The following is a 19,293-nucleotide window of genomic DNA, read 5'->3' on the forward strand; positions in this document are numbered from 1 at the left end:
CCGCTGCGCCGAGCAGCGCGCCGGCGGCGGCTCCACCCACGGTTCCGATCGCAGTGCTGCCCACGCCCTCCGGCATGGCGCCTTGGGCTGGTGCGCCGGCATTGTCCGAGCGGAATGCGTAGTCCCGGCAGGTGTAGTCTTCCTGCTGGAACACGTTCAGCGGTTTCCCATTTGGCGGTAGCGCGACGACGGAGGGGCCAGTCGGCGGCATGACGGCACAACCGGTGAGCGCAATAGCGATCAAGCCCACGGGTAAAGCCAGGCGAGTGATTCGTAAGAGCTTCATGATGTTCACATCCTCTGATTCGATGGGGCCATCATGAATGCGGACAATTAGCGCTGAATTAGTTCGACTTTGCGCGCGGCGGAGGCCACGGGGGCAGCTTAAGACGAAGCTTCGTCGCCGCGCTCACTCGCCTCATCATGCAAGAAGCCGCGAACGGCGGTCAGCACCTTGGCCGCCTCTGCCGGGTCGCCCACGGCCCGAGCAAGGATGATTCCACCGATCATCGTCGCAAGCGTACCAATGGCCTCGCGCTCCGTCTTGCCGCGATGCGCGCCGTCGTCACCGTCACCGCGCCCTTGCAGCCACGTCAGATAGCTCCGCACGTTCTCGCGCAACACGCTTCGTGTGGCGTCGTCAGCGCGGGCAAGCTCGGCGCCGCACGCGGCTAGCACGCAGCCACGTTCCGGATGCGCGCAGTGCAGGTCGCCCAGATAGGCGTCCGCGATATCGGCCAATGCTGGCGTCCGGCCGGCGGCATCTGCGGCGAGCTTCTCGAGAAACTGCAACGTCTCCATGGTGGCGTAACGGGTCGCCTCTGCCAGCAGATCGTCCTTGGACGCGAAGTGGGCGTAGAAACCACCATGCGTGAGGCCGGCCTCCTTCATGATTTCCGCAACGCTGACACCGTTCGGGCCGCGCGCACGGATCGCGCGTGCCGCGACGGCAACGATGCGCTCGCGCGTGGTCTGCTTATGTTTTTCGTCCCAAGGCATGAGCTGCTCCGTTTCTTGACAAAATATGATACGCATCATATTCTGAAATATGAGGCACGTCATATTTTGGCACGGAGGCTGGCTATGCAACTCGACCTGATTGGCGCAATAACCCTCACGGCGATTTCGGCGCTCGTGGGCGGCGTGTACATTCATTTCCTCAGATGGAGCGCCGCGCGGCGCATGATGATGGCCGCGGCGGGCGTCGCCTGGTTCGCGCTGATCGTCGTGTGCGGAGCCACAGGCGCGTTCGACGCGGTGCACGGCATCGGACCGGCGGGCGTCGGCGTGTCCGTGCTGATTCCGTTTGCCATCCTCGCCTTTGGCAGCTCACGGGCCGGTCCACTGCGCGACGCGGCCACTGCGATACCCACGCCGGTGTTAATCGGACTGCACGCAGTGCGGGTACTCGGCGCGTTCTTTTTGCTGCTCTATGCCGAGGGCCGACTCCCAGCGCCCGATGCGCCTGTAGCGGGATGGGGTGACGTGCTGATCGGCTTGACGGCGTTGCCGGTGGCCTATCTGGCTGCGGTAAAGGCCCCGGGCTGGCGAACTATCGTGCTGGTGTGGAATGCGCTGGGCCTTTTCGATCTCGTGGTTGCCATCGGGTTAGGCGTCGCATCATCCCCGGGCTTGCCATTCAGCATTGCCACGTCAGGCGCAGATACCAACGTAATGACGACCCTTCCGTGGATTCTGATCCCCTCTTTCCTCGTTCCCTTGCTGGCGTATCTGCACGTCCTGCTTTTTCAACAGTTGCGCAGGCGAGTACCGTCAATTGCGGCAGTCAGCGCGTGATATCTATCGTTCCGTGTGCGACACGAAATCCTCGGGCTCGTGTCGCCGACTCAGTCGCGCGGGCTTGATGGCCCGCGTTGGATTCGACGCTAGGCCTGCAGAACCTTGAGCAGTTCCCTGGCAGTCGGGCCCGATGAGGCTGGGTTCTGCCCGGTGATCAGTTGCCCATCGACAATGCTAAGCACGGCCCAGTTCTCCACCTTTTCAAAGTGGCCGCCCAGACGCTTGAGTTCATCCTCGACGAGGAAGGGCGTGACCTTGGTCAGGCCAACGGCATCTTCCTCATCGTTGGTAAAGGAGGTGACGCGCTTGCCTTTGACGAGAGGTTGCCCCTTGTGGGTGGCTTTGAGCAGAACGCAAGGGCCATGACAGACGGCGGCGACCGGCTTTCCCGCGTTGTAGAAATCCTCGATCAAGGCGATCGAATTCTTGTCATTGGTCAGATCCCACATCGGACCATGGCCCCCGGCATAGAAGATCGAGTCGTAGTCGGCCGCCTTGACGTCCGTCAGCTTGACGCTATTGGCCAACACTTTCTGGGTCTCAGCGTCTTTCTTGAACCGCTCCATCGTATCGGTCTGATTGCCTGGATCGTCGCTTTTGGGATCGATCGGTGGTTGCCCCCCGTTCGGTGAGATCACTGTGACCTCTGCACCGGCGTCCTTGAACGCATAGTAGGGGGCAGTGAACTCTTCAAGCCAGAAGCCGGTGGGCTTGCCGGTATCTCCAAGCACGTTGTGCGAAGTCAAAACCAGCAGGATCTTCATAGCCAATCTCCGTTCATTGAGGCGAATGCCTAAACGCGGGCTCGCCGGGGGAAAACTGTCGAAGTCGTTGCTCAGGGAACGGGAAACCGATAGTCAACACATCTAAGGAACTGGTATGGACGCTGCCCCTACGCACCGGACGGGCTAGCCAGCGCGCGCGGCCTCGATGGCGGCGATGTCGATTTTCCGCATCGTCATCATCGCGGTCATCGCCCGCCTGGCGGCGGTGCGATCTGGGTCCTGCGTCGCCGCCAGCAGTGCGCGCGGGGTGACTTGCCACGAAAAGCCCCAGCGGTCCTTGCACCAGCCGCACATGCTTTCCTGACCGCCGTTGTCGACGATGGCGTTCCACAGCCGGTCGGTCTCGGCCTGATCGTCCGTGAGGATCATGAAACTGACCGCTTCGTTGGGGACGAACATGGGACCGCCGTTGAGGCCCACGAAATCGCGGCCGCAGACGGTGAACTCGACGATCAATTCCTTGCCCTCCGCACCGGACGGCGTGTCCATGGGCGATGCGCTTACCTTGCCGACGTGGCTGTCGGGGAAGGTGGCGGCATAGAATTCAGCCGCCTCGCGGGCCTTACCGTGGTCGAAAAACAGACACGTGACGATCTTTTCGGACATCCTGGGCTCCCTTCCCATCCTCCTGAACGTCGGTTCAAACCTTCACAACGGAGGCCTGATAGATCTCGTCGATGCACTTCGCGAGCGTCGCGTCAAACTCGCTGTCACTCATCGATTCCTTGAGCTCGTTGATCAAAGCCCTGGAGAAGCTCGCGATCATGCCGTGATTCGAAGCGAGCCGTTCGCACGCGTCCTCTCGCGTGTAGCCTCCGGAAAGCGCGACGACACGCGCGACACGCGGGTGCTCGATTAATGGACGATAGAAGTCCGGTACGTCGGGTATGGTCAGCTTGAGCATCACGCGACGGCCTTCCGGCAAGGCGTCGAGACCTTTGGTCAATTCCGCGAGCAAGGTGGCTTCCGCCCCTGGCTTGTCCGGACTCTTGATCGAAATCTCGGGTTCCAGTATGGGCATGAGACCGTGCCCGTCGATCTGTTCTCCTAGTGCGAACTGTTGCTTCACGATCGCAGCGATACCGCTTTGCGAATTCAGCTTGATAACCGAGCGCATCTTGGTGCCGCAGATACCCAGCTTTGCGGCCCGATCGAGCAGCGGGTCCAGACCGGGTATCGGTTTCATCAGTTGCACGCCGTCGGCTTCGGCTTCGAGACCCTTGTCCACCTTCAGGAAGGGGGCGACGCCGCGCTCTTCCCACAGGAAGGCCGGAACGGGCTTGCCCTTTGCCTGTCCGTCCATGGTCGCCTCGAACAGGATGGCGCCAATGACCTTGTCCCCTTTAAAAGCGGGCGCAGTGATGATGCGTACCCGCATCTCATGAATCAGCTTGAACATCTCGGCGTCGCCGCTGTACGCCGTTTCCGGAATGCCATACAACTTCAGGGCGCCGGGGGTCGAACCGCCGCTCTGGTCCAGGGCCGCGAAAAATCCTTCTTTTTCAGAAACTTGCGCCAGCATCTTCTCGTCAGCCACGATTGTCTCCCTCTTTCCACGATGGAACATCGGACCAGTACGTCTGGTCGGGACGCATTGCATTCACTACGTTCAGTGTACTGACGTCGATGTTAATGCAAATGTCAGAGTGCATGAAGGGACGGCCGCCGACGTCGCCAAATGACGGTCCGACCGTGTAGCAAGTATTGCCGACTGTAAGTTATTTGCAGTAAAACGGACGCTCCCAAACGCGATATGTCGAGGAAAGCGATCGAGCAGGACATCCGCGCCGCCGCGTCGACATTTGGGCGTCTGTCACCCGACTTACTGCGAATGACCGTTACACTGGACAACCTATCCCCATGTGTAAGGAGACTTCTATGAGCAAGTACACCCTTGGATCGACTGCCGTCATGTTGCTGTGCGCGGGTGCCCTGACGGGCTTGACCGCCACCTCTGCTCAGGCGGAGGCACCGGTGAAATGCCATCTGACCTTCAGCATGTCCGGATGGTCGGCGATTTATCAGCATGCCGAAGGGCGCGGCAAAGTAAGCTGCAGCAATGGGCAGAGGGCCGCTGTCACGATCAGCGTGCACGGCGGTGGCCTGACCGCGGGCAAGTTCCACGTCAGCGGCCACGGCGATATCACCCATGTCTACAGCATCAAAGACGTGTACGGCAGCTACGCGCAGGCCGGCGCTTCGGCTGGCGCGGGGAGCAGCGGTACGGCCCAGGTGCTGACCAAGGGAACGACGTCCATGGCGTTGAGCGGTAGCGGTGAAGGCATTGACCTTGGCGTAGCGGTCGATGCTTTCAAGATCGAACCGGTGCATTGAGACGCAAGGGATGCTCTTAAGTGTGCCCTACACCAGGCGTCATAGCCGTGAAGTCCGGGGAAGACGCTTGGCGCAATGCACGACGCTGCAGGACCGTGTCGGGCCACCTTTAGACATTCGACGCATCGACCAAAATTGACAGCGATGTTCCCAAGGACCGGGTGCGAGTCGCGCCTTGTCGTCGGTGCCGCCGCTGAATCTGAATAGCAACATGAAACGACTGTTCCTCGCTGCGCTCGCGGCCGCCTCTTTCGTCACTTGCGTTCATGCGCAAAGCGACGCGTCTGGTTCGCTCGTCACGTCCTCAGGAGAACTGGAGTTCGTGCGTGTTGACCGCGATTTCGTGGCAATGCTCGACAAGGAAATTTTCGATCGCTTCCGCGCCGACACGCTCAAGCATTTCGATGACGTCGGCAACGAAAGTGACACCGTTACGCGCATGCTCGTGCAGACCGATTCCGGCCCGGTGCTATACGACTTTCGCCACCATCCGCCACTTGTGCAGCGCCTGGGCGAGCGAATGACCGTCAGGCGCGTGTTCTGGCAGGGCGATGAAGTCGTGATGCAAGGCTCGCAAGGCTGGTTTCGGTTCGAGCACGGCGCGCTGACGAAACTGCAGTCTTCGACCACGACGTACCACTGATTACGCGGCTTAAATCAGATGGGCAGAAGGACGCGTAGCTGAAATGGCGCGATTCTTCGCAATTTTTGCCACCGATCAGCCAGGCATTCGCGGGATCCGCGAGCGCGTTCGTCCGAGCCATTGCACGTATCTGAGAAGCACTCCGTAGTATGGTGTGTCGGCGGTCGTCTTCGTGAGGTCGCTAGATCGCTGGATCGATGAAATCGGCATGCTTCACGGTCCAGTCGGGATTCAGGTGGGAAAACTCCCTATAAACGGCGAGACCCGTTTGGGTCATGCGAATACAGCCGTCCTTCGTGCACAGACGGGACTCCGGATCGATGGTCGACACATGGTCTCGCTCGGCGAGTGCGATCAGTTCTGTGCGGACCTCTTGCTGAAGACCATCGATTTTTACTGGTTGCTGCAACTGGGTCGAATCGGCGCGTTCGAGTCTCCCGCGACTCGTGACAAAAACGTGTGGGTCGAACTGCGCACCTGTTGGCGTGTCTAGCAGCAGGTAGACTTTCTTGTGCTCTGCCTTCAGATTTGTTACTTCGCTATCGAGCTCCGCGAATGCTGCTTTCCTCCCTTCCGGGGTATCGAGGTTTATCTGGTTGCCGTTATCGACTACGTAGTAGCCTTTGTGGTCAAAATAAGAACTCCAGAAACCACCAATCACGACCGATGTTATGCGGCTGTCGGCTGCCTGTTCGAGCGCTTGACGCCGGGTCGGCCAGCATTTCGTATCGGCGGGGAAGTAACGGTTGTAAACATTTCGTATCGGCGGGCAACCCGCACCAACCGCAAAGATGGCGCCATTCTTTAACGGGTCGCGTTCCTCTATGTCGTAGATTCTTTCGGCATACTGATAGACATGCGAATCACCAAGAAACAGTGTCATGGCATGTCTGTCACTGTGCAATGTGTAGACGCCATCGTGAATTTTTCCATCTGGACTCCTTGCCGCGAGAAAGTCCGCCACGCCTTCCATGCCTATGGTGACCGAGTTGATACGAGGAGCGACCAGGCCATCCTTGATTGCCAGTCCGCAACAAAGCATCATTGCGAGGCCGCCACACAGCAAGAGCGACGACAGATTCGGCGCTCGATGCCGGCGAACGTTCTTCTCGACAAAGTGATAGGTCATCCAGGCCAGCAACAAGGACGCCAACACCACCGCAATTTTCGTCGCATGGCCATTTTCCGGCCAGACGATATGTGCAAGCGACAGCAATGGCCAATGCCACAGGTAAAGCGGATAACTGATGAGCCCGCATGCAACGAAGGGCCTGCTTGCGAGGAAGGTACGATTGATCCAGGCATGCGGTCCCGCCAGGATAACCAAAAAGGCGCCGACCGTGGGCATGAGCGCCCAAAAACCCGGAAACGCGCGGTCAGGATTGATCAGTTCCAACCCGGATAGCAATAGAGCGACACCCAGCGCAGAGGCCAGGTTTCCGTATCGACCAATCAGGTCGGATCGATGCAGCGCGAGATAGGCGAGGAAGCCGCCTGTCATCAACTCCCAGAAGCGCGAGACGGGCGAATAGAACGCAGCGGTGGGATCCTTGAAAGACAGATACACGCTGATGCCGAACGATGCCGCCGCGATCAGGCCGATCATGCCCGCAAACGTCCAGCGTCGCTTCCAGGCCAGCATCAGGAGCAGAGGCCAGAAGATGTAATACTGCTCTTCGACTGCGAGGCTCCAGAGATGCAGCAACGGTTTTGCCTGAGGGTCGTTGTCGAAGTAGCCGCTCTCACCCCACAGCACGAAGTTCTGGATAAAGGACGTCCCGCCTGCGATATGTGTCCCGAGTTGCCGGTATTCGTCGTCGAGAAGCACCATCCATCCGGCAAGGGTGACAAACAGCAGGACGACGAGAAGCGCGGGAAAAATTCGACGAATCCGACGCCGGTAAAAATCGACGAGGCTGAATGTGCCTTGCTCGAGACACGAGAAAATAATGGTCGAGATGAGATACCCGGAAATGACAAAGAAAATATCGACGCCGATAAATCCTCCCGCCATCAGGCGCGGAAACGCATGAAACAGGACCACTGACGTCACCGCGATCGCCCGGAGGCCATCGATATCGGGGCGATAGGCATGCGCGGCGGCCATGCTGCGGGACGCGCTCCTATCAAGCGGAATAACGGGCACGCCAATCGTGGACAGGGCCGGTAGCGCTTGTTGGTCGTTTGTCGATGACATGATCGGCTTGGGTATACACCAGCCCCGAGCTTAAATCAGGGTGCCTTCCGATATATGTACGGTAGCCGACGCTGATTCGTAGCAACCGTCAAGGCACGATCTGTCGACCAGGGCTCAGCGGCCAACGCCGGTGGCCGTCCCAATAGCGGTCGCCGTGCCAGATCGCCGTCAATCGGTGCTGCGGGCGTGCGGCAGAGGGCTGGCGCGATGGCGATTAACTTGCGGCCCTGTGCTCAAAATCAGGTGACGCCTTGCGTCAACAGTCACGCCAGCTGCGCTTGCTATCCCATGTCGCGCCGGATCGGCGTCGTTTCACGACACATCTTGCCGCTTCGTCGCAAATGGATGGCAGTGAAAGAGTCGAGCCGCGAATATGTGCATCACACCAGCTAACTGGCTTGTTTCCAAGACTCACAAGAGGGTTGTCGGGGCTCGCAGGGCCGTCCGGCGAGCTGATCCCCCGAAGGAATAGAGATGAAACCGAAGCTCATCGTGGCTATGCTCGTCGCAGCAATGCAAATTCAAGGAGCGCACGCCCAGAACAGTGTTGGTAACTTTTGGACTGGGGGCGCCAAGGTGCAATCAGTCGAACACGATGGCAAAGGGCAAATCGTCCCGAAGCCTGACAGGGTCGCAATTCACGACTTCGCAGTGAGCATCGATGCCGTCACGCTCGATCAGTCTATCGCCGGCCGCTTGCGCAGGAACAGGCTGTTGAAACATGGGAAAGATGCAGACTCGACCCCCGAAGTGCTGGTTCAGCACGTTCAAGCTGCGTTTTCCAAGGCACTGACCGATCAGCTGGAAAAAGACCACATAGCGACAGCAACGGCCAGCGATGCTGAGGCTGAACGCGAGAGGGCGAGCCTCGTGGTAGACGGCGAATTTACAGCGATTGACGAGGGCAGCAAGAGCGAGCGGGTGATGATTGGCCTCGGCAGCGGAGCGAGCGACCTCAAGGCCCACGTTACGGTGTCGTCGGTGACAGCGGGACGCTCGACAGTCGTGCTGACGTTTGATCTGGATTCGACGAGCGGGAAAAAGCCTGGCGCGATCGCTTCCCTGGGTACCAGTTCACTAGCGGTAGGCGCGGCGGAGAAGGCGGTGGGGGACGGGAAGTCAACGGTGGACGCCGATGCAACCCGCATGGCGAAACTGGTCGCGAAGCAAATCGAAAGCTTGATGGGTGACCAGCCGGGTCCTGCAGGTCCATCCGCTCAGGTGGCTGCAATCGCAGCGGCCGGACGCTCTGCGAGCTGACCTCGTCGCGCTACTCGCCGGGTGCAGCAATCGGACGCTGTCCGGCCGATTCCAGTCACACGATTATTGGCAATCGAGCCGGGAGCGCACTCCGGTAGACTTCAGTTCTTGCCAACTTCGCGGCGACGACATGGACACTCAGTTGTTGATCATTTGCGGGCTCACATTCGTAATCCATGTGATCGCAACGCTTGCGTATGCCGTGCGGATTGCTGGTGTACGCACTCGCCGTATCGCTGTTTCATTTTCTCTATTCGGGATCATCGCCCTGGTTTCGCGGACGGCGAATTCCTTTCAGGGGCCATTCATAGCGAAGCGCGTTGAGCTCGATATCGAGCATCACATGGGACATGGTCTGCTCGGAGACTTTCGGCTTTTCCTGCTGACCGCCACAGTAGCGAGCATCGTCGGCGCATTTCTAATCCCTACGTTTCAGCGTTATTTCAGCCGCGCTGTCGAGCACTTTCAAGCGAATCGTTCGCTTCCGCGCCTGCTGCTGCATATCTTCAGTCGTGGCGGCGTCAACTACATTTGGGTCGGAGCGCGGCTACCTTCCCCGCATAACGTCACCCAACTGACCACTGGCGTTGGCGTTTCCCGGAAGGTCATAGGACTGAACGTTATTGCAATGTCGATCTGGACAGTCGGCGTTTTCGCATCACTCTATGCTGGATACCTGAAGCCTGATTTGCGAGTTACCTGCGCGAATCTATCGTCAGTTATTAATGGCTTCGCGACCGTGGTCCTGGCGGTGGTTATCGACCCGCAAGTCTCAGTGATGACGGACGACGTAATCGAAGGCCGGATCTCGGAAAACAGCTTCCGGCGTGCAATTACGACACTCGCGGGAGCGCGCGTTCTTGGCACATTGTGCGCACAGGCTGTGCTGGTTCCAGCGGCACTCCTGATTGTTCGAATAGCCGAACTTATTTAGCGCAGCAGGCGATTCAAGGAGCCCGCGAATGTCGGCTCCGCATTACACCGTGCCAAACTTGTCGGGCGGAGGACGGCCAACTACGGACGGTCGACAGCGGTCATTTGATGATTGACAATCAACTGCAGACAACCGTGCGGTCGGCCAACGTTATCGGCATCTCCCCTAACTTGTCGATCAGACCTCGCCGTGAAATAACTCCGCCCAGATACAAAGCGAGCGAAAGCCCTTGTCCAGCGGTGGCATAGCAGTCCGTTTTAAACGAAAATCTGAAACAGTTGGCTTGACGGGGGCGAACCATGAGCACGAAAAACTTCACACATCGCGAGTTTGAGGTTTTATCGCTTTTAACCGCCCTTAAATTGTAGTGACCAGCTGATCAGCTCACGAAGTCATTCGTTGCATTATTTGATTTCAAATATCGGGTGATTTTATGAAAAGATCAATAAAAATCAGCTTTGCTGTCTCGTGCATTATTCTAATTGCAACATTTTTCTTGTGGTTTAAAGTTCTCGGATACGCGGGGCTGAATGCCACGTTCGCATGCCTGATGATAATGGTGGCTGGCATGGTTGTTCAATTTTATTTTCAGCTGAAAAATAAAAACCCGGCTGGAATGAGAAAAAGCAGATTAAGCACGCATCCCAGAAACTTATCGATATTAATCGGCGAAATTGCAGGGTTGGTGATTTTTATTGTTCACGCGCATCACAATTGATCAACCGGGAAGACGTGAGCCGAAACGCATCGGGCAGCACGTGCTGCAAATTGACCTTCAATCAACTTACCAAGATCGTACACAGCAGTTTAATGTGGTTTATTGATTTTCCGGAATAACGGCTCATTTCAAACAATCCTGGCAGGAGGTGGCGGAATAATGGGAGCCAATCTTGGAATTAATTCAATCGCATTGAAAAATGGCCCTGTTTTTGTGAAAATTGCAATTGTGATTTACTGGGTTGCCTCTTTGCAGTATCTTTGCGTTACGATAGGCGGGATTTTTATTATGAGTGAGCCAATTTCCAAACCTGCTATTCCATTCGGCGCAATAATCGGGGTTGCGGAAATCTTGATTACGTTCGGCGCTTTGAAATTATTTTTGGCTTTTAAGTTATTAAAACGCAAAAATTGGGCAAGAATCGTGGTGGTGATCGTGTCAGCACTGTTGGCAGCATTTCTTATACAGGGCGCAATAAACGTGACAATGGCTACCCAACACGTTTTTTTCGATATATTAAAACATAACTATGGGCTCTTTGCGGAAATAGTGGCTGCTTCGCTGTTACTACTACCCCAAAGCAGGGGCTGGTTCGAACCCAAGGGAACGAGTGCCTGATGGTCTGTCAAAGTTAATATTAACCTTGAACTAATAGCTTGTGCGGCCCTCAATTTAGAGAACCAGCCGGTCTTATCCGACGATGTAATCGCCAGACTCCCCCATCATGTCTCTGACGATTAATCAACCCGGCACCAACGACCAGAATCCGGGCACACATCGGCCCGTGTGCCGTTCAGCCAGACTCCCTCTGGGTCCGATTGCAACGAGGTTGAAGGCTCGATGTCGAAGGCAACCTTGAGGGCGTGCCCAACATGGGCATCTTCGATAGGAAGCTCCCAGGTCAGAAATATCTGGATGTAATCCTGGTCCGGCGCGAAGTCGGCCGCGTTAAAACCGCTGCTGCTGCGTTGAATTACGCCATGAGGCTGGCCAGTATCAAATATCACAGCCGTTCCCCGGGTTAACGGAATGCGATGGCCCGTAGAGGGAAAATGCAAGTCCAGACCCCTGTCCTCGCTCAGGAAGAGATTGCAAAAGGCGGCACCGCCATATTGCGCACCGTCATGGTGGTACCTCGCGCCGCGGCAGGCCATGAGAGCGACGTCACTGGAGGCGAGCACCCCAGGCAGTCCAAGCGCGCACGTCCAATCGGACACTGCCTGCACGCAGCGCGTGTAGTCGGGCCAGCGCGCCCGCGCTCGCGCCAAAGGCATTGCCTCGACGTCCCCGGGCTCCAGGACCAGACGCGACGATATCTCTCTTTCCCAATCTGCGAGCAGACGTGCAGGGGGCACGGCCACGTCAATCGTGCCTGATAGCACGATGTCACTCACGCGGCGACTGCGGATGATGTCGCCACTCCAGAAAAAGGAAGTCAGCATGTCTCGCACTCGATGCTGTTGAGGAGGGGAATCATCTGGATCATTGTAACGATTTCAGGCGATCACTTCGGGCGCAAATCGGTAAACGCGGTCGTTGAATACGATGAGGATGACAACCAGGATTGCGGTCGCGCTAGCCTCGACAACGGGGCCGCGTTCATCGCCAAGCTTAAAGCAATCTGTTGATGATGCTAAGAAAAACGAAGCTACCTGAACAGGCCAGGATCAACGCTATAAAGAAGGTAGGGCGCCAGATGCTGACGCTTTGATACCCCCTTAGGCTTGAGATGGTTGTCCAGTATTCGATCGTGCCCAGTAACATCGACACTGTGCCCATCCCAGTGAGGAACAGGCCGACAATGCGAGGACTGTTTGGGTGAGCCAGATGGACACCGGCATCGGTAAAGCCCTGAAGCACCTTGTAGATCGTAAAGCCGAAACTGATCATCGATAGCGCGGTGCGAATCCACGCCATCAACGTGCGGTCGGCGGCCATTAATGTGCGTGTTGCCGCAAGGTCGGTGCGATCTCCTGCTAACTGGTCCGACGTTCGCGCAGGTGACTGAGCCACGTCATTCTCCGGATGTGTTTGATCGCCCGGCAATGCAATGTGAAATCCCGGGGCTACCACATGGCCCGCGCTGTACGTAATGAGCCTGACGCACACACTGCGGGATCACTCCAGCAACCTCCATTCGAAGGTCGGACTGATACCAACGAATCGACGCGCTTCGCGCATCAACCTCAATCTAGTTCACGGTAACTACGATTGCGAGCATTTCTCCCCCTCGTATTGCAACGTGGACGCATTGTCGTCAATGAGTGTGACGGGAATCCCGGGGGGCCCGATTTCCCCGCGAGCCCGTATGTAAAAGGACATTTAAAACGATTGATCTGCGACGTTTAACCGATGCTTTGCGGTCGAAAAAGACGTCCAAAAACGCTTGACGCGCCAACCGGCGGGTCCGCTTAGCGCGTCTAAGTTGTGAATGAGGCAAATTACGTTTGCATTCTCGAAACAGCCTTACTTAAATGTAAATCACGTTTGGATTTCGAGGGGTACTCGTCGCGAAATATGGGCGCCATCGGCAGCGAGCACGCTCGCCGTTATGAGTCCCACGCCAGGTATCGTAAGCAGTCGCCCCACGACGACGCTATAGGGGTAAGAGGCAATGAAATTGCCCGTCGGGGCAAGCAAAGTAGAGCGATGATCAAGCTCTGCGCCTGGTGTAACTGTCGACACTGGCTGCCTTGATGGGCAACGTGCTTTGCTTACAACAGAAATGCCGAACGTCGTCTCGGAACATTGATATGAACAAAGTAATATCAGAGCCGCAGAACCTCAGTCATGACTATCCGTCACCGCCCGGAATGGCGTGGATCCCCGGAGGGCCATTCCTGATGGGTTCCAACGACCACTATCCTGAGGAGGCGCCCGCGCATCGGGCGAGCGTGAAGGGATTCTGGATCGATCGGTACACGGTGACGAACGCAGATTTCCAGCGCTTTGTTGACGCCACGGGCCACGTGTCGTTGGCTGAGCGGCCAGCGAACCCAGCCGACTATCCGGGAGCCAAACCGGAGATGCTCGCCCCTGCGTCCGTCACTTTCGCAAAAGCGGCACGCCGCGTTTCACTTAAAGACCACTACAACTGGTGGGTCTATACACCTGGCGCCGACTGGCGGCACCCGCGTGGCCCAACAAGCTCGCTCGAAGGGCTTGAGAATCACCCCGTGGTCCACGTCGCATTCGAGGACGTGCAGGCGTATGCAAAGTGGGCCGGCAAGGAAATACCGACTGAAGCGGAATGGGAATTTGCGGCCCGCGGCGGCCTCGACGGTGCAGAGTACGTATTGGGCGACGAACTCATGCCAGATGGAAAGTCCGTGATGAACACCTGGCAGGGCGAGTTTCCGTGGCAGAACCTGCTGGAGGATGGCTACGAATGGACCGCGCCGGTCGGCTCCTTTCCGCCGAACGGTTACGGCCTCTACGACATGACAGGCAACGTCTGGGAATGGACTGTCGACTGGTACCAGGATCATGGCAAAAGCAGCAGCAGGCCCTGCTGCACGGTCGATAGCCCGCGCGGTGGAACGGCTGAGGGCAGCGTCGATCCCCGTCTCGCCGGGATAAAGATTCCGCGCAAGGTCATGAAGGGCGGCTCATTCCTGTGCGCGCCAAACTATTGCCGTCGCTACCGCCCGGCCGCGCGTATGCCTCAGCCAATCGACACATCGATCTGTCACCTGGGCTTTCGCTGCATCCGGCGAGGTGAGCGGCCCATCTCCGATCAGACTGTGTGACGTCAACTGCACAGGGTGATGTTGAGGGCCCGCCCTGTCTCAAGTTCAACCCAGCCCTCCATCAACCGGAGCGAGCACATGGCAAAGAAGAAGCAACCTAATATCCTGATACTTTGGGGCGACGACATCGGTCAGTCGAATCTGAGCATCTTCTCCAAGGGGATGATGGGATACCGGACTCCGAACATCGATCGCATCGCGGAAGAAGGCGTGCTGTTCACCGACTATTACGGTGAGCAAAGTTGCACGGCGGGGCGGGCGTCCTTCATTACCGGACAATGTGGGCTACGCACGGGGCTCACCAAGGTGGGACTCCCAGGCGCGCCGTTGGGAATGAGCGCTGAAGATCCGAACATCCCGGAGTTGCTGAAACCGCTGGGCTACGTTACGGGTCAATTCGGCAAGAATCACTTCGGTGACCGCGACGAGCATCTGCCGACCATGCACGGTTTCGACGAATTTTTTGGCAATCTCTATCACCTCAATGCGGAAGAGGAGCCCGAGCTTGCCGATTATCCCGACCCGAAAGAGTTTCCGGATTTTCACAAGAAATACGGTCCGCGCGGCGTGCTGCATTGCTGGTCCGATGGCAAAGGCGGACAGAAGATCGATAACACCGGCCCGCTCACCAAAGAGCGGATGAAGACGATCGACACTGAGTTTCTAAAATCAGCGAAGGAATTCATCGGCAAGGCGCACGCGGATGACAAGCCCTTCTTCCTGTGGTTCAACACCTCGCACATGCACTTTCGCACGCATATCGAGGACCGCATTCGCGGTCAGGCCGGGCGCTGGCAATCGGAGTATCACGATTGCATGATCGAGCACGACAAGCACATCGGCGAGATGCTGACTTTGCTCGACGATCTCGGCATTGCCGATAACACGCTGGTCATGTACAGCACCGACAACGGTCCTCACATGAATTCGTGGCCGGACGCCGGTATGACGCCGTTTCGCAATGAGAAAAACTCGATGTGGGAGGGCGCATACCGCGTGCCCGCGATGGCGCGCTGGCCGGGCGTAATTAAACCCGGCACGATCTGCAACGATATTGTGAGCCACCTTGACTGGTTGCCCACCATCGTCGATGCCGCCGGCGATCCGGACGTCAAGGAAAAACTCCTGAAAGGACACGAGGCGAACGGTAAGAAGTTCAAAGTCCACCTTGACGGTTTCAGCCTCGTCCCCTATTTGAGCGGCAAAGCACCGCACCATGTCAGAAAGGGCTTCTTCTACTTCACTGACGACGGCGATCTCGCGTGTTTGCGCTTTGATAACTGGAAGGTCGCGTTCATGGAGCAACGCTGCACCGGAACCTTGCAGATCTGGGCCGAGCCGATGGTGACACTGCGCGTCCCCAAGATATTTAATCTGCGAACCGATCCCTACGAACGCGCCGATATTACGTCTAACACCTACTACGACTGGCTCCTGGACCACGTCTTTATCCTGGTGCCCGCGCAAGCTGGCGTCGCCGAGTTTCTCCAAACCTTCAAGGAGTTCCCACCACGCCAGAAGGCAGCAAGCTTCGGCGTCGATCAGGTGATGGAGAAAATGACCGCCGCGGCCGCGGGCGGCGATTGACGGCGGTTATCCCGCTGTGGCACATGAGGGCGGTCAAGCACTGACAGAATGAACGAACTCAGTCCTTGCCTTGACCGCCTGCTCAACGCTAGTTCACGAACCCAATATCTAAAAAGCAAGACGTCGTATTTGATGGACGCCACTTCGCTACGCGTGCCTGGACCCGGACCGTCGCTTGTGGCGTTTCGTCCTGAAGAACGAATGCTGGATTGTCGCTTCAGCGCACGCGGATGAGTTTTTCGGGCATTCGGGAAAACGCATGACGCTGGTTTATTGGATGCGGCTGATTCTTCTCGCCGTTTCGGGGAAATCAACGGCGCAAGCTGAGAGGATGCGGTAACTCAATGGACTTGAAGCATCTCACGCTACTCGGACTTCAGATCGCGGTCCTCGGCACCGTGTTCGGCTTTGGGATGAGCACAACCATTGCCGACCTGCTGTACGTCGTGCGTCGACCGGGACTACTGATTCGTTCGCTGCTATCCGTGCTGGTCATCATGCCGATTCTCGCCGTCGCGCTGGTTGAGTTTCTCAATCTCAGGATCGAGGTCGAGGCCGCGCTGATCTGCCTGGCGATTTCGCCAGTACCCCCGCTATTGCCGAAAAAGCAAGGTAAAGCGGGCGGCCTGCAGTCGTTCGGATTGGGACTGATGATCATCCTGATGTTGGCCGCGATTCCCGCGATTCCACTCTCTCTTCGCCTTCTGGAAATTGTCTTTGCTCGTCCGTTTGTGGTCGGCACAGGCACCATTGCTCGCGCCGTGTTGCTGATGGCCCTGCTCCCGTTGGCTGTGGGGTTGCTAGTTCGCGCGGTGTTTCCACAAATCGCCATGTGGCTAAAAAAGCCATTGGCCGTTGCGGCGAATGGCCTGCTTTTGCTTGGGGCATTGCTGCTGCTCGCCGGAAGCCTGACCACGATCTGGTCAGCCACTGGCCAACGCGCCGTGGTTGCGATATTCAGCTTCGTCATTCTGGGTTTGCTGATAGGCCATCTGATGGGTGGCCCGGAGACGGAAAACCGTGCAGTGGTTGCGTTAAGCACCGCCTGCCGTCATCCGGCAATTGCGCTGGCTGTCGCCACAATCAACTTTCCCGATACACAGATTATTGGTGTCATCCTCCTGTATCTGATTACGAGTGCCATTGTCTGCATACCCTATGTTGCCTGGCAGCGAAGTCGAATATTAGCTACACGTCCCGAGTGATTTCCGTTGTACAGAACCACTACCCATCACGTGTCGCTCAACCTGGGAGGTGCCGGAAGATGGGCAGTGACATCGAGGCGCTCCTTGCGGCACTTGTCCTTGCAGGTGTATTTGTCGTTGGCAACCTGTCCCGATCGGCGACGACGACGGAGCGGTTATGGGCGAGCCGCCGCTACGTCTCCGCAGCAGCGGGAATTTCGGTCGCCTATGTTTTCATCGACGTTCTACCAGAACTCGAAGCCCAACGCCGCATCGTGGTTCAGTCAACCGGCGGCGCTGATCTTTTGTTCGCTGAGCAGCGCATCTATCTGCTGGCGTTAGCCTCGTTTGTTGTGTTCTATGGACTCGAACACATGGTACTTGTCACGCGAGAGCGAGTGTCCGTGAACATAGCGGGCAAGGCGGACGCAGCTTACATAACACAGCTCACGGGCTACATCGCGTATAGCGCGTTGATAGGCTACTTGCTGGTTGAGCGCGCGGATCGGGGAACGTTGCCGCTTGCGATTTACACCTTCGCGATGGCAGTCCACTTTCTTGTTGTTGATCACGCACTCTATGAGGAACATAAGGACAGGTATGCACCGCGCGGGCGATGGCTGCTTGCAGTGAGCATCGTCGGCGGGTGGTTCATCGCGACCGAAATGCCAATCTCGGAACTGCAGATAGCGCGACTCTTCGCCGTCCTTGCTGGCGGTGTTGTTATCACGAGCTTACGCGCTGAACTGCCCGACGACCGGGATGGCCGTTTCTGGCCGTTCTGTCTGAGTGCTCTGAGCTTCGCCGGCGTTCTGATGTTCGCGTGAAGCCGCATCTCAACCACTGCGAGGAATGAATCGGATTCGTTCAGGCCTCGTATGCGAAATGCATGAGGCGGCACGCGATCACAAGTTGTCATGGGTCGACGCGTCTAAATTGCTGACCCTTCCACATCGCTCGCGACGTCGACGTTGAAATTCGATTGGACGTATAACGCCTTCGAAAAGGACGGCGAGAAAGCGCTTACCCGTTTCGGCAAGCCGGTGAGCGACAAACCCATCTGAACTGGACGCGTTATCCCAAGGGTCGAACAGTTCGCGCTCGGTTAATGCCGGCTCAGCTGAATTCAATAGTCGTACACGTGCTCTGTCGTTAGTCCCATCTCTGGCGCATTAGCCAGAAACGTCGATAGATCGTCCACCGGCATGAGAAATGCCACGCGTTTGCTGTCCGCAGGTGTTGTCAGTTTCTGTTCGAACAACACCTGCCGCCCACCAGCGGGCAAACGCGCATCATTTTTCATCCACACGGAAACCAGAATGACAGACGCGTTGCCCGCGATGTCGTCTATATGGACGCCCTGCAGCGCAAGCGACGTCGAGGCAATCCGAAAGTTGAAATAGCGCGGCAATGACAGCAACGCGCGCCCGTTGGGCAATCGCTCCATCATGGTCACCCCATGGGGCGCTCTGCAGCCGTCGGGCAAATGATCGACGACGTCGGTTGTCATTAGCGCCGGCGTGTACGTGGCGCGGGTTGCCTTTGCGATGAGCTGGGCGTAGATGGCCTTGATCGCGTATTCCGTCGTCAGCGCGTAGCGGCGTTCCCATTTGCGCACAACGCCAGGCCCCCACAGCGGCACGTCCGTCCAGAGCTGCTTCAATCGCACCGTGAAATCGAACAGATACCACGGCTCCTGACGAATGAAGTCGACGTACTCTTGCGCGGTCTTGGCACCGAAGCGGTCTTCGTCGGTGAGTTGTTGTCCGCCGAGAAGCCAGCTTGCGCGGCCGAGTGTGTTCTCATACATCGCACGCAACACATACTCGACGGTCGTGCTGGATGCAATGACGATAATCATCACGTGATAGCCGGGATTTAGCGGGTAGCGCCTGCGAATCTGCTCTTCGGTGAAGGCCTTGTAGCTCGACCAGAGTTGCGCCGTCTGCTCTATGAACGGAAATGCATGCGAAGGCTCGTCTTGCACGATACGCGCGTATTCCGCCGGACTATGTACCAGATACCATTCGGGAAACGTGAGCAGTGTCTGTTCGGCGCCACGTCGCGCGTCCGGGGGACTGCACTTCCGGTATCCGTGCCAG

The 19,293-nt window shown here is 57.4% G+C and carries 18 protein-coding genes and 2 pseudogenes; 11 read left to right on the forward strand and 9 right to left on the reverse strand.

The window, feature by feature from the left end; translation table 11 throughout:
* Both WCA85_RS10030 and WCA85_RS10035 read right to left on the reverse strand, forming a co-directional pair.
* A pseudogene (locus WCA85_RS10030) lies at positions 1-286 on the reverse strand (glycine zipper family protein); the annotation flags it as partial.
* Positions 287-384: 98 nt separating this feature from the next.
* A complete protein-coding gene (locus tag WCA85_RS10035; protein ID WP_424063355.1) occupies positions 385-999 on the reverse strand; it encodes a TetR/AcrR family transcriptional regulator in 615 nt (204 codons plus the stop codon).
* A gap of 84 nt (positions 1,000-1,083) precedes the next feature.
* On the opposite strand from WCA85_RS10035, the gene WCA85_RS10040 reads away from it, so the two are divergent.
* A complete protein-coding gene (locus WCA85_RS10040; RefSeq protein ID WP_424063357.1) occupies positions 1,084-1,797 on the forward strand; it encodes a hypothetical protein in 714 nt (237 codons plus the stop codon).
* Positions 1,798-1,886: 89 nt separating this feature from the next.
* Here WCA85_RS10040 and WCA85_RS10045 read toward each other — a convergent pair whose 3' ends face one another.
* From WCA85_RS10045 to WCA85_RS10055, 3 genes are all read right to left on the reverse strand, one after another.
* Complete coding sequence (locus WCA85_RS10045; RefSeq protein WP_424063359.1) at positions 1,887-2,564, reverse strand: type 1 glutamine amidotransferase domain-containing protein; 678 nt, start codon at positions 2,562-2,564, stop codon at positions 1,887-1,889.
* Between the two features lie 144 nt (positions 2,565-2,708).
* Entirely contained in the window at positions 2,709-3,191 is a 483-nt protein-coding gene (locus tag WCA85_RS10050; protein ID WP_424063361.1) for a VOC family protein, read from the reverse strand.
* A gap of 34 nt (positions 3,192-3,225) precedes the next feature.
* A complete protein-coding gene (locus WCA85_RS10055; RefSeq protein WP_424063363.1) occupies positions 3,226-4,122 on the reverse strand; it encodes a fructose bisphosphate aldolase in 897 nt (298 codons plus the stop codon).
* Positions 4,123-4,463: 341 nt separating this feature from the next.
* On the opposite strand from WCA85_RS10055, the gene WCA85_RS10060 reads away from it, so the two are divergent.
* From WCA85_RS10060 to WCA85_RS10070, 3 genes and pseudogenes are all read left to right on the forward strand, one after another.
* A complete protein-coding gene (locus tag WCA85_RS10060) occupies positions 4,464-4,919 on the forward strand; it encodes a hypothetical protein (protein ID WP_424063364.1) in 456 nt (151 codons plus the stop codon).
* Positions 4,920-5,130: 211 nt separating this feature from the next.
* Positions 5,131-5,562: a hypothetical protein gene (locus WCA85_RS10065; protein WP_424063366.1), complete on the forward strand. Its 432-nt coding sequence runs from the start codon at positions 5,131-5,133 to the stop codon at positions 5,560-5,562.
* Positions 5,563-5,605: 43 nt separating this feature from the next.
* A pseudogene (locus tag WCA85_RS10070) lies at positions 5,606-5,701 on the forward strand (YciI family protein); the annotation flags it as partial.
* A gap of 42 nt (positions 5,702-5,743) precedes the next feature.
* On the opposite strand, the gene WCA85_RS10075 reads toward WCA85_RS10070, so the two are convergent.
* A complete protein-coding gene (locus tag WCA85_RS10075) occupies positions 5,744-7,669 on the reverse strand; it encodes an acyltransferase family protein (RefSeq protein ID WP_424063367.1) in 1,926 nt (641 codons plus the stop codon).
* A gap of 564 nt (positions 7,670-8,233) precedes the next feature.
* Here WCA85_RS10075 and WCA85_RS10080 point away from each other — a divergent pair.
* The 3 genes from WCA85_RS10080 (at position 8,234) to WCA85_RS10090 (ending at position 11,289) form a co-directional block, all read left to right on the forward strand.
* Entirely contained in the window at positions 8,234-9,019 is a 786-nt protein-coding gene (locus WCA85_RS10080) for a DUF4410 domain-containing protein (protein ID WP_424063369.1), read from the forward strand.
* A gap of 130 nt (positions 9,020-9,149) precedes the next feature.
* Positions 9,150-9,953: a lipid II flippase Amj family protein gene (locus tag WCA85_RS10085; RefSeq protein WP_424063370.1), complete on the forward strand. Its 804-nt coding sequence runs from the start codon at positions 9,150-9,152 to the stop codon at positions 9,951-9,953.
* Between the two features lie 877 nt (positions 9,954-10,830).
* Positions 10,831-11,289 carry a hypothetical protein gene (locus WCA85_RS10090; RefSeq protein WP_424063372.1) on the forward strand — a complete coding sequence of 153 codons (459 nt, stop codon included), beginning with the start codon at positions 10,831-10,833 and terminating at the stop codon, positions 11,287-11,289.
* A 119-nt stretch (positions 11,290-11,408) separates the two neighbouring features.
* Here the strand turns inward: WCA85_RS10090 and WCA85_RS10095 are convergent, their stop codons facing one another.
* Positions 11,409-12,113 (reverse strand): hypothetical protein, encoded by a 705-nt coding sequence (locus tag WCA85_RS10095; protein ID WP_424063374.1) that lies wholly within the window; start codon positions 12,111-12,113, stop codon positions 11,409-11,411.
* Positions 12,114-12,282: 169 nt separating this feature from the next.
* Positions 12,283-12,684, reverse strand: a complete 402-nt coding sequence (locus WCA85_RS10100; RefSeq protein WP_424063376.1) for a YidH family protein — start codon at positions 12,682-12,684, stop codon at positions 12,283-12,285.
* 740 nt (positions 12,685-13,424) lie between these two features.
* Here WCA85_RS10100 and WCA85_RS10105 point away from each other — a divergent pair.
* From WCA85_RS10105 to WCA85_RS10120, 4 genes are all read left to right on the forward strand, one after another.
* Positions 13,425-14,420, forward strand: coding sequence for a formylglycine-generating enzyme family protein (locus WCA85_RS10105; protein ID WP_424063377.1), 996 nt, complete (start codon positions 13,425-13,427; stop codon positions 14,418-14,420).
* Between the two features lie 78 nt (positions 14,421-14,498).
* Complete coding sequence (locus WCA85_RS10110) at positions 14,499-16,007, forward strand: arylsulfatase (RefSeq protein ID WP_424063379.1); 1,509 nt, start codon at positions 14,499-14,501, stop codon at positions 16,005-16,007.
* Positions 16,008-16,351: 344 nt separating this feature from the next.
* Positions 16,352-17,212 (forward strand): bile acid:sodium symporter family protein, encoded by an 861-nt coding sequence (locus WCA85_RS10115; RefSeq protein ID WP_424063380.1) that lies wholly within the window; start codon positions 16,352-16,354, stop codon positions 17,210-17,212.
* Positions 17,213-17,271: 59 nt separating this feature from the next.
* On the forward strand, positions 17,272-18,018 hold the full coding sequence (locus tag WCA85_RS10120) for a hypothetical protein (RefSeq protein WP_424063382.1): 747 nt from the start codon (positions 17,272-17,274) through the stop codon (positions 18,016-18,018).
* A gap of 299 nt (positions 18,019-18,317) precedes the next feature.
* Here WCA85_RS10120 and WCA85_RS10125 read toward each other — a convergent pair whose 3' ends face one another.
* Positions 18,318-19,178, reverse strand: coding sequence for a hypothetical protein (locus WCA85_RS10125; RefSeq protein ID WP_424063384.1), 861 nt, complete (start codon positions 19,176-19,178; stop codon positions 18,318-18,320).
* Between the last annotated feature and the right edge of the window lie 115 nt (positions 19,179-19,293).

The sequence above is a fragment of the Paraburkholderia sp. genome, assembly GCF_049581445.1.
Classification (GTDB): domain Bacteria; phylum Pseudomonadota; class Gammaproteobacteria; order Burkholderiales; family Burkholderiaceae; genus Paraburkholderia.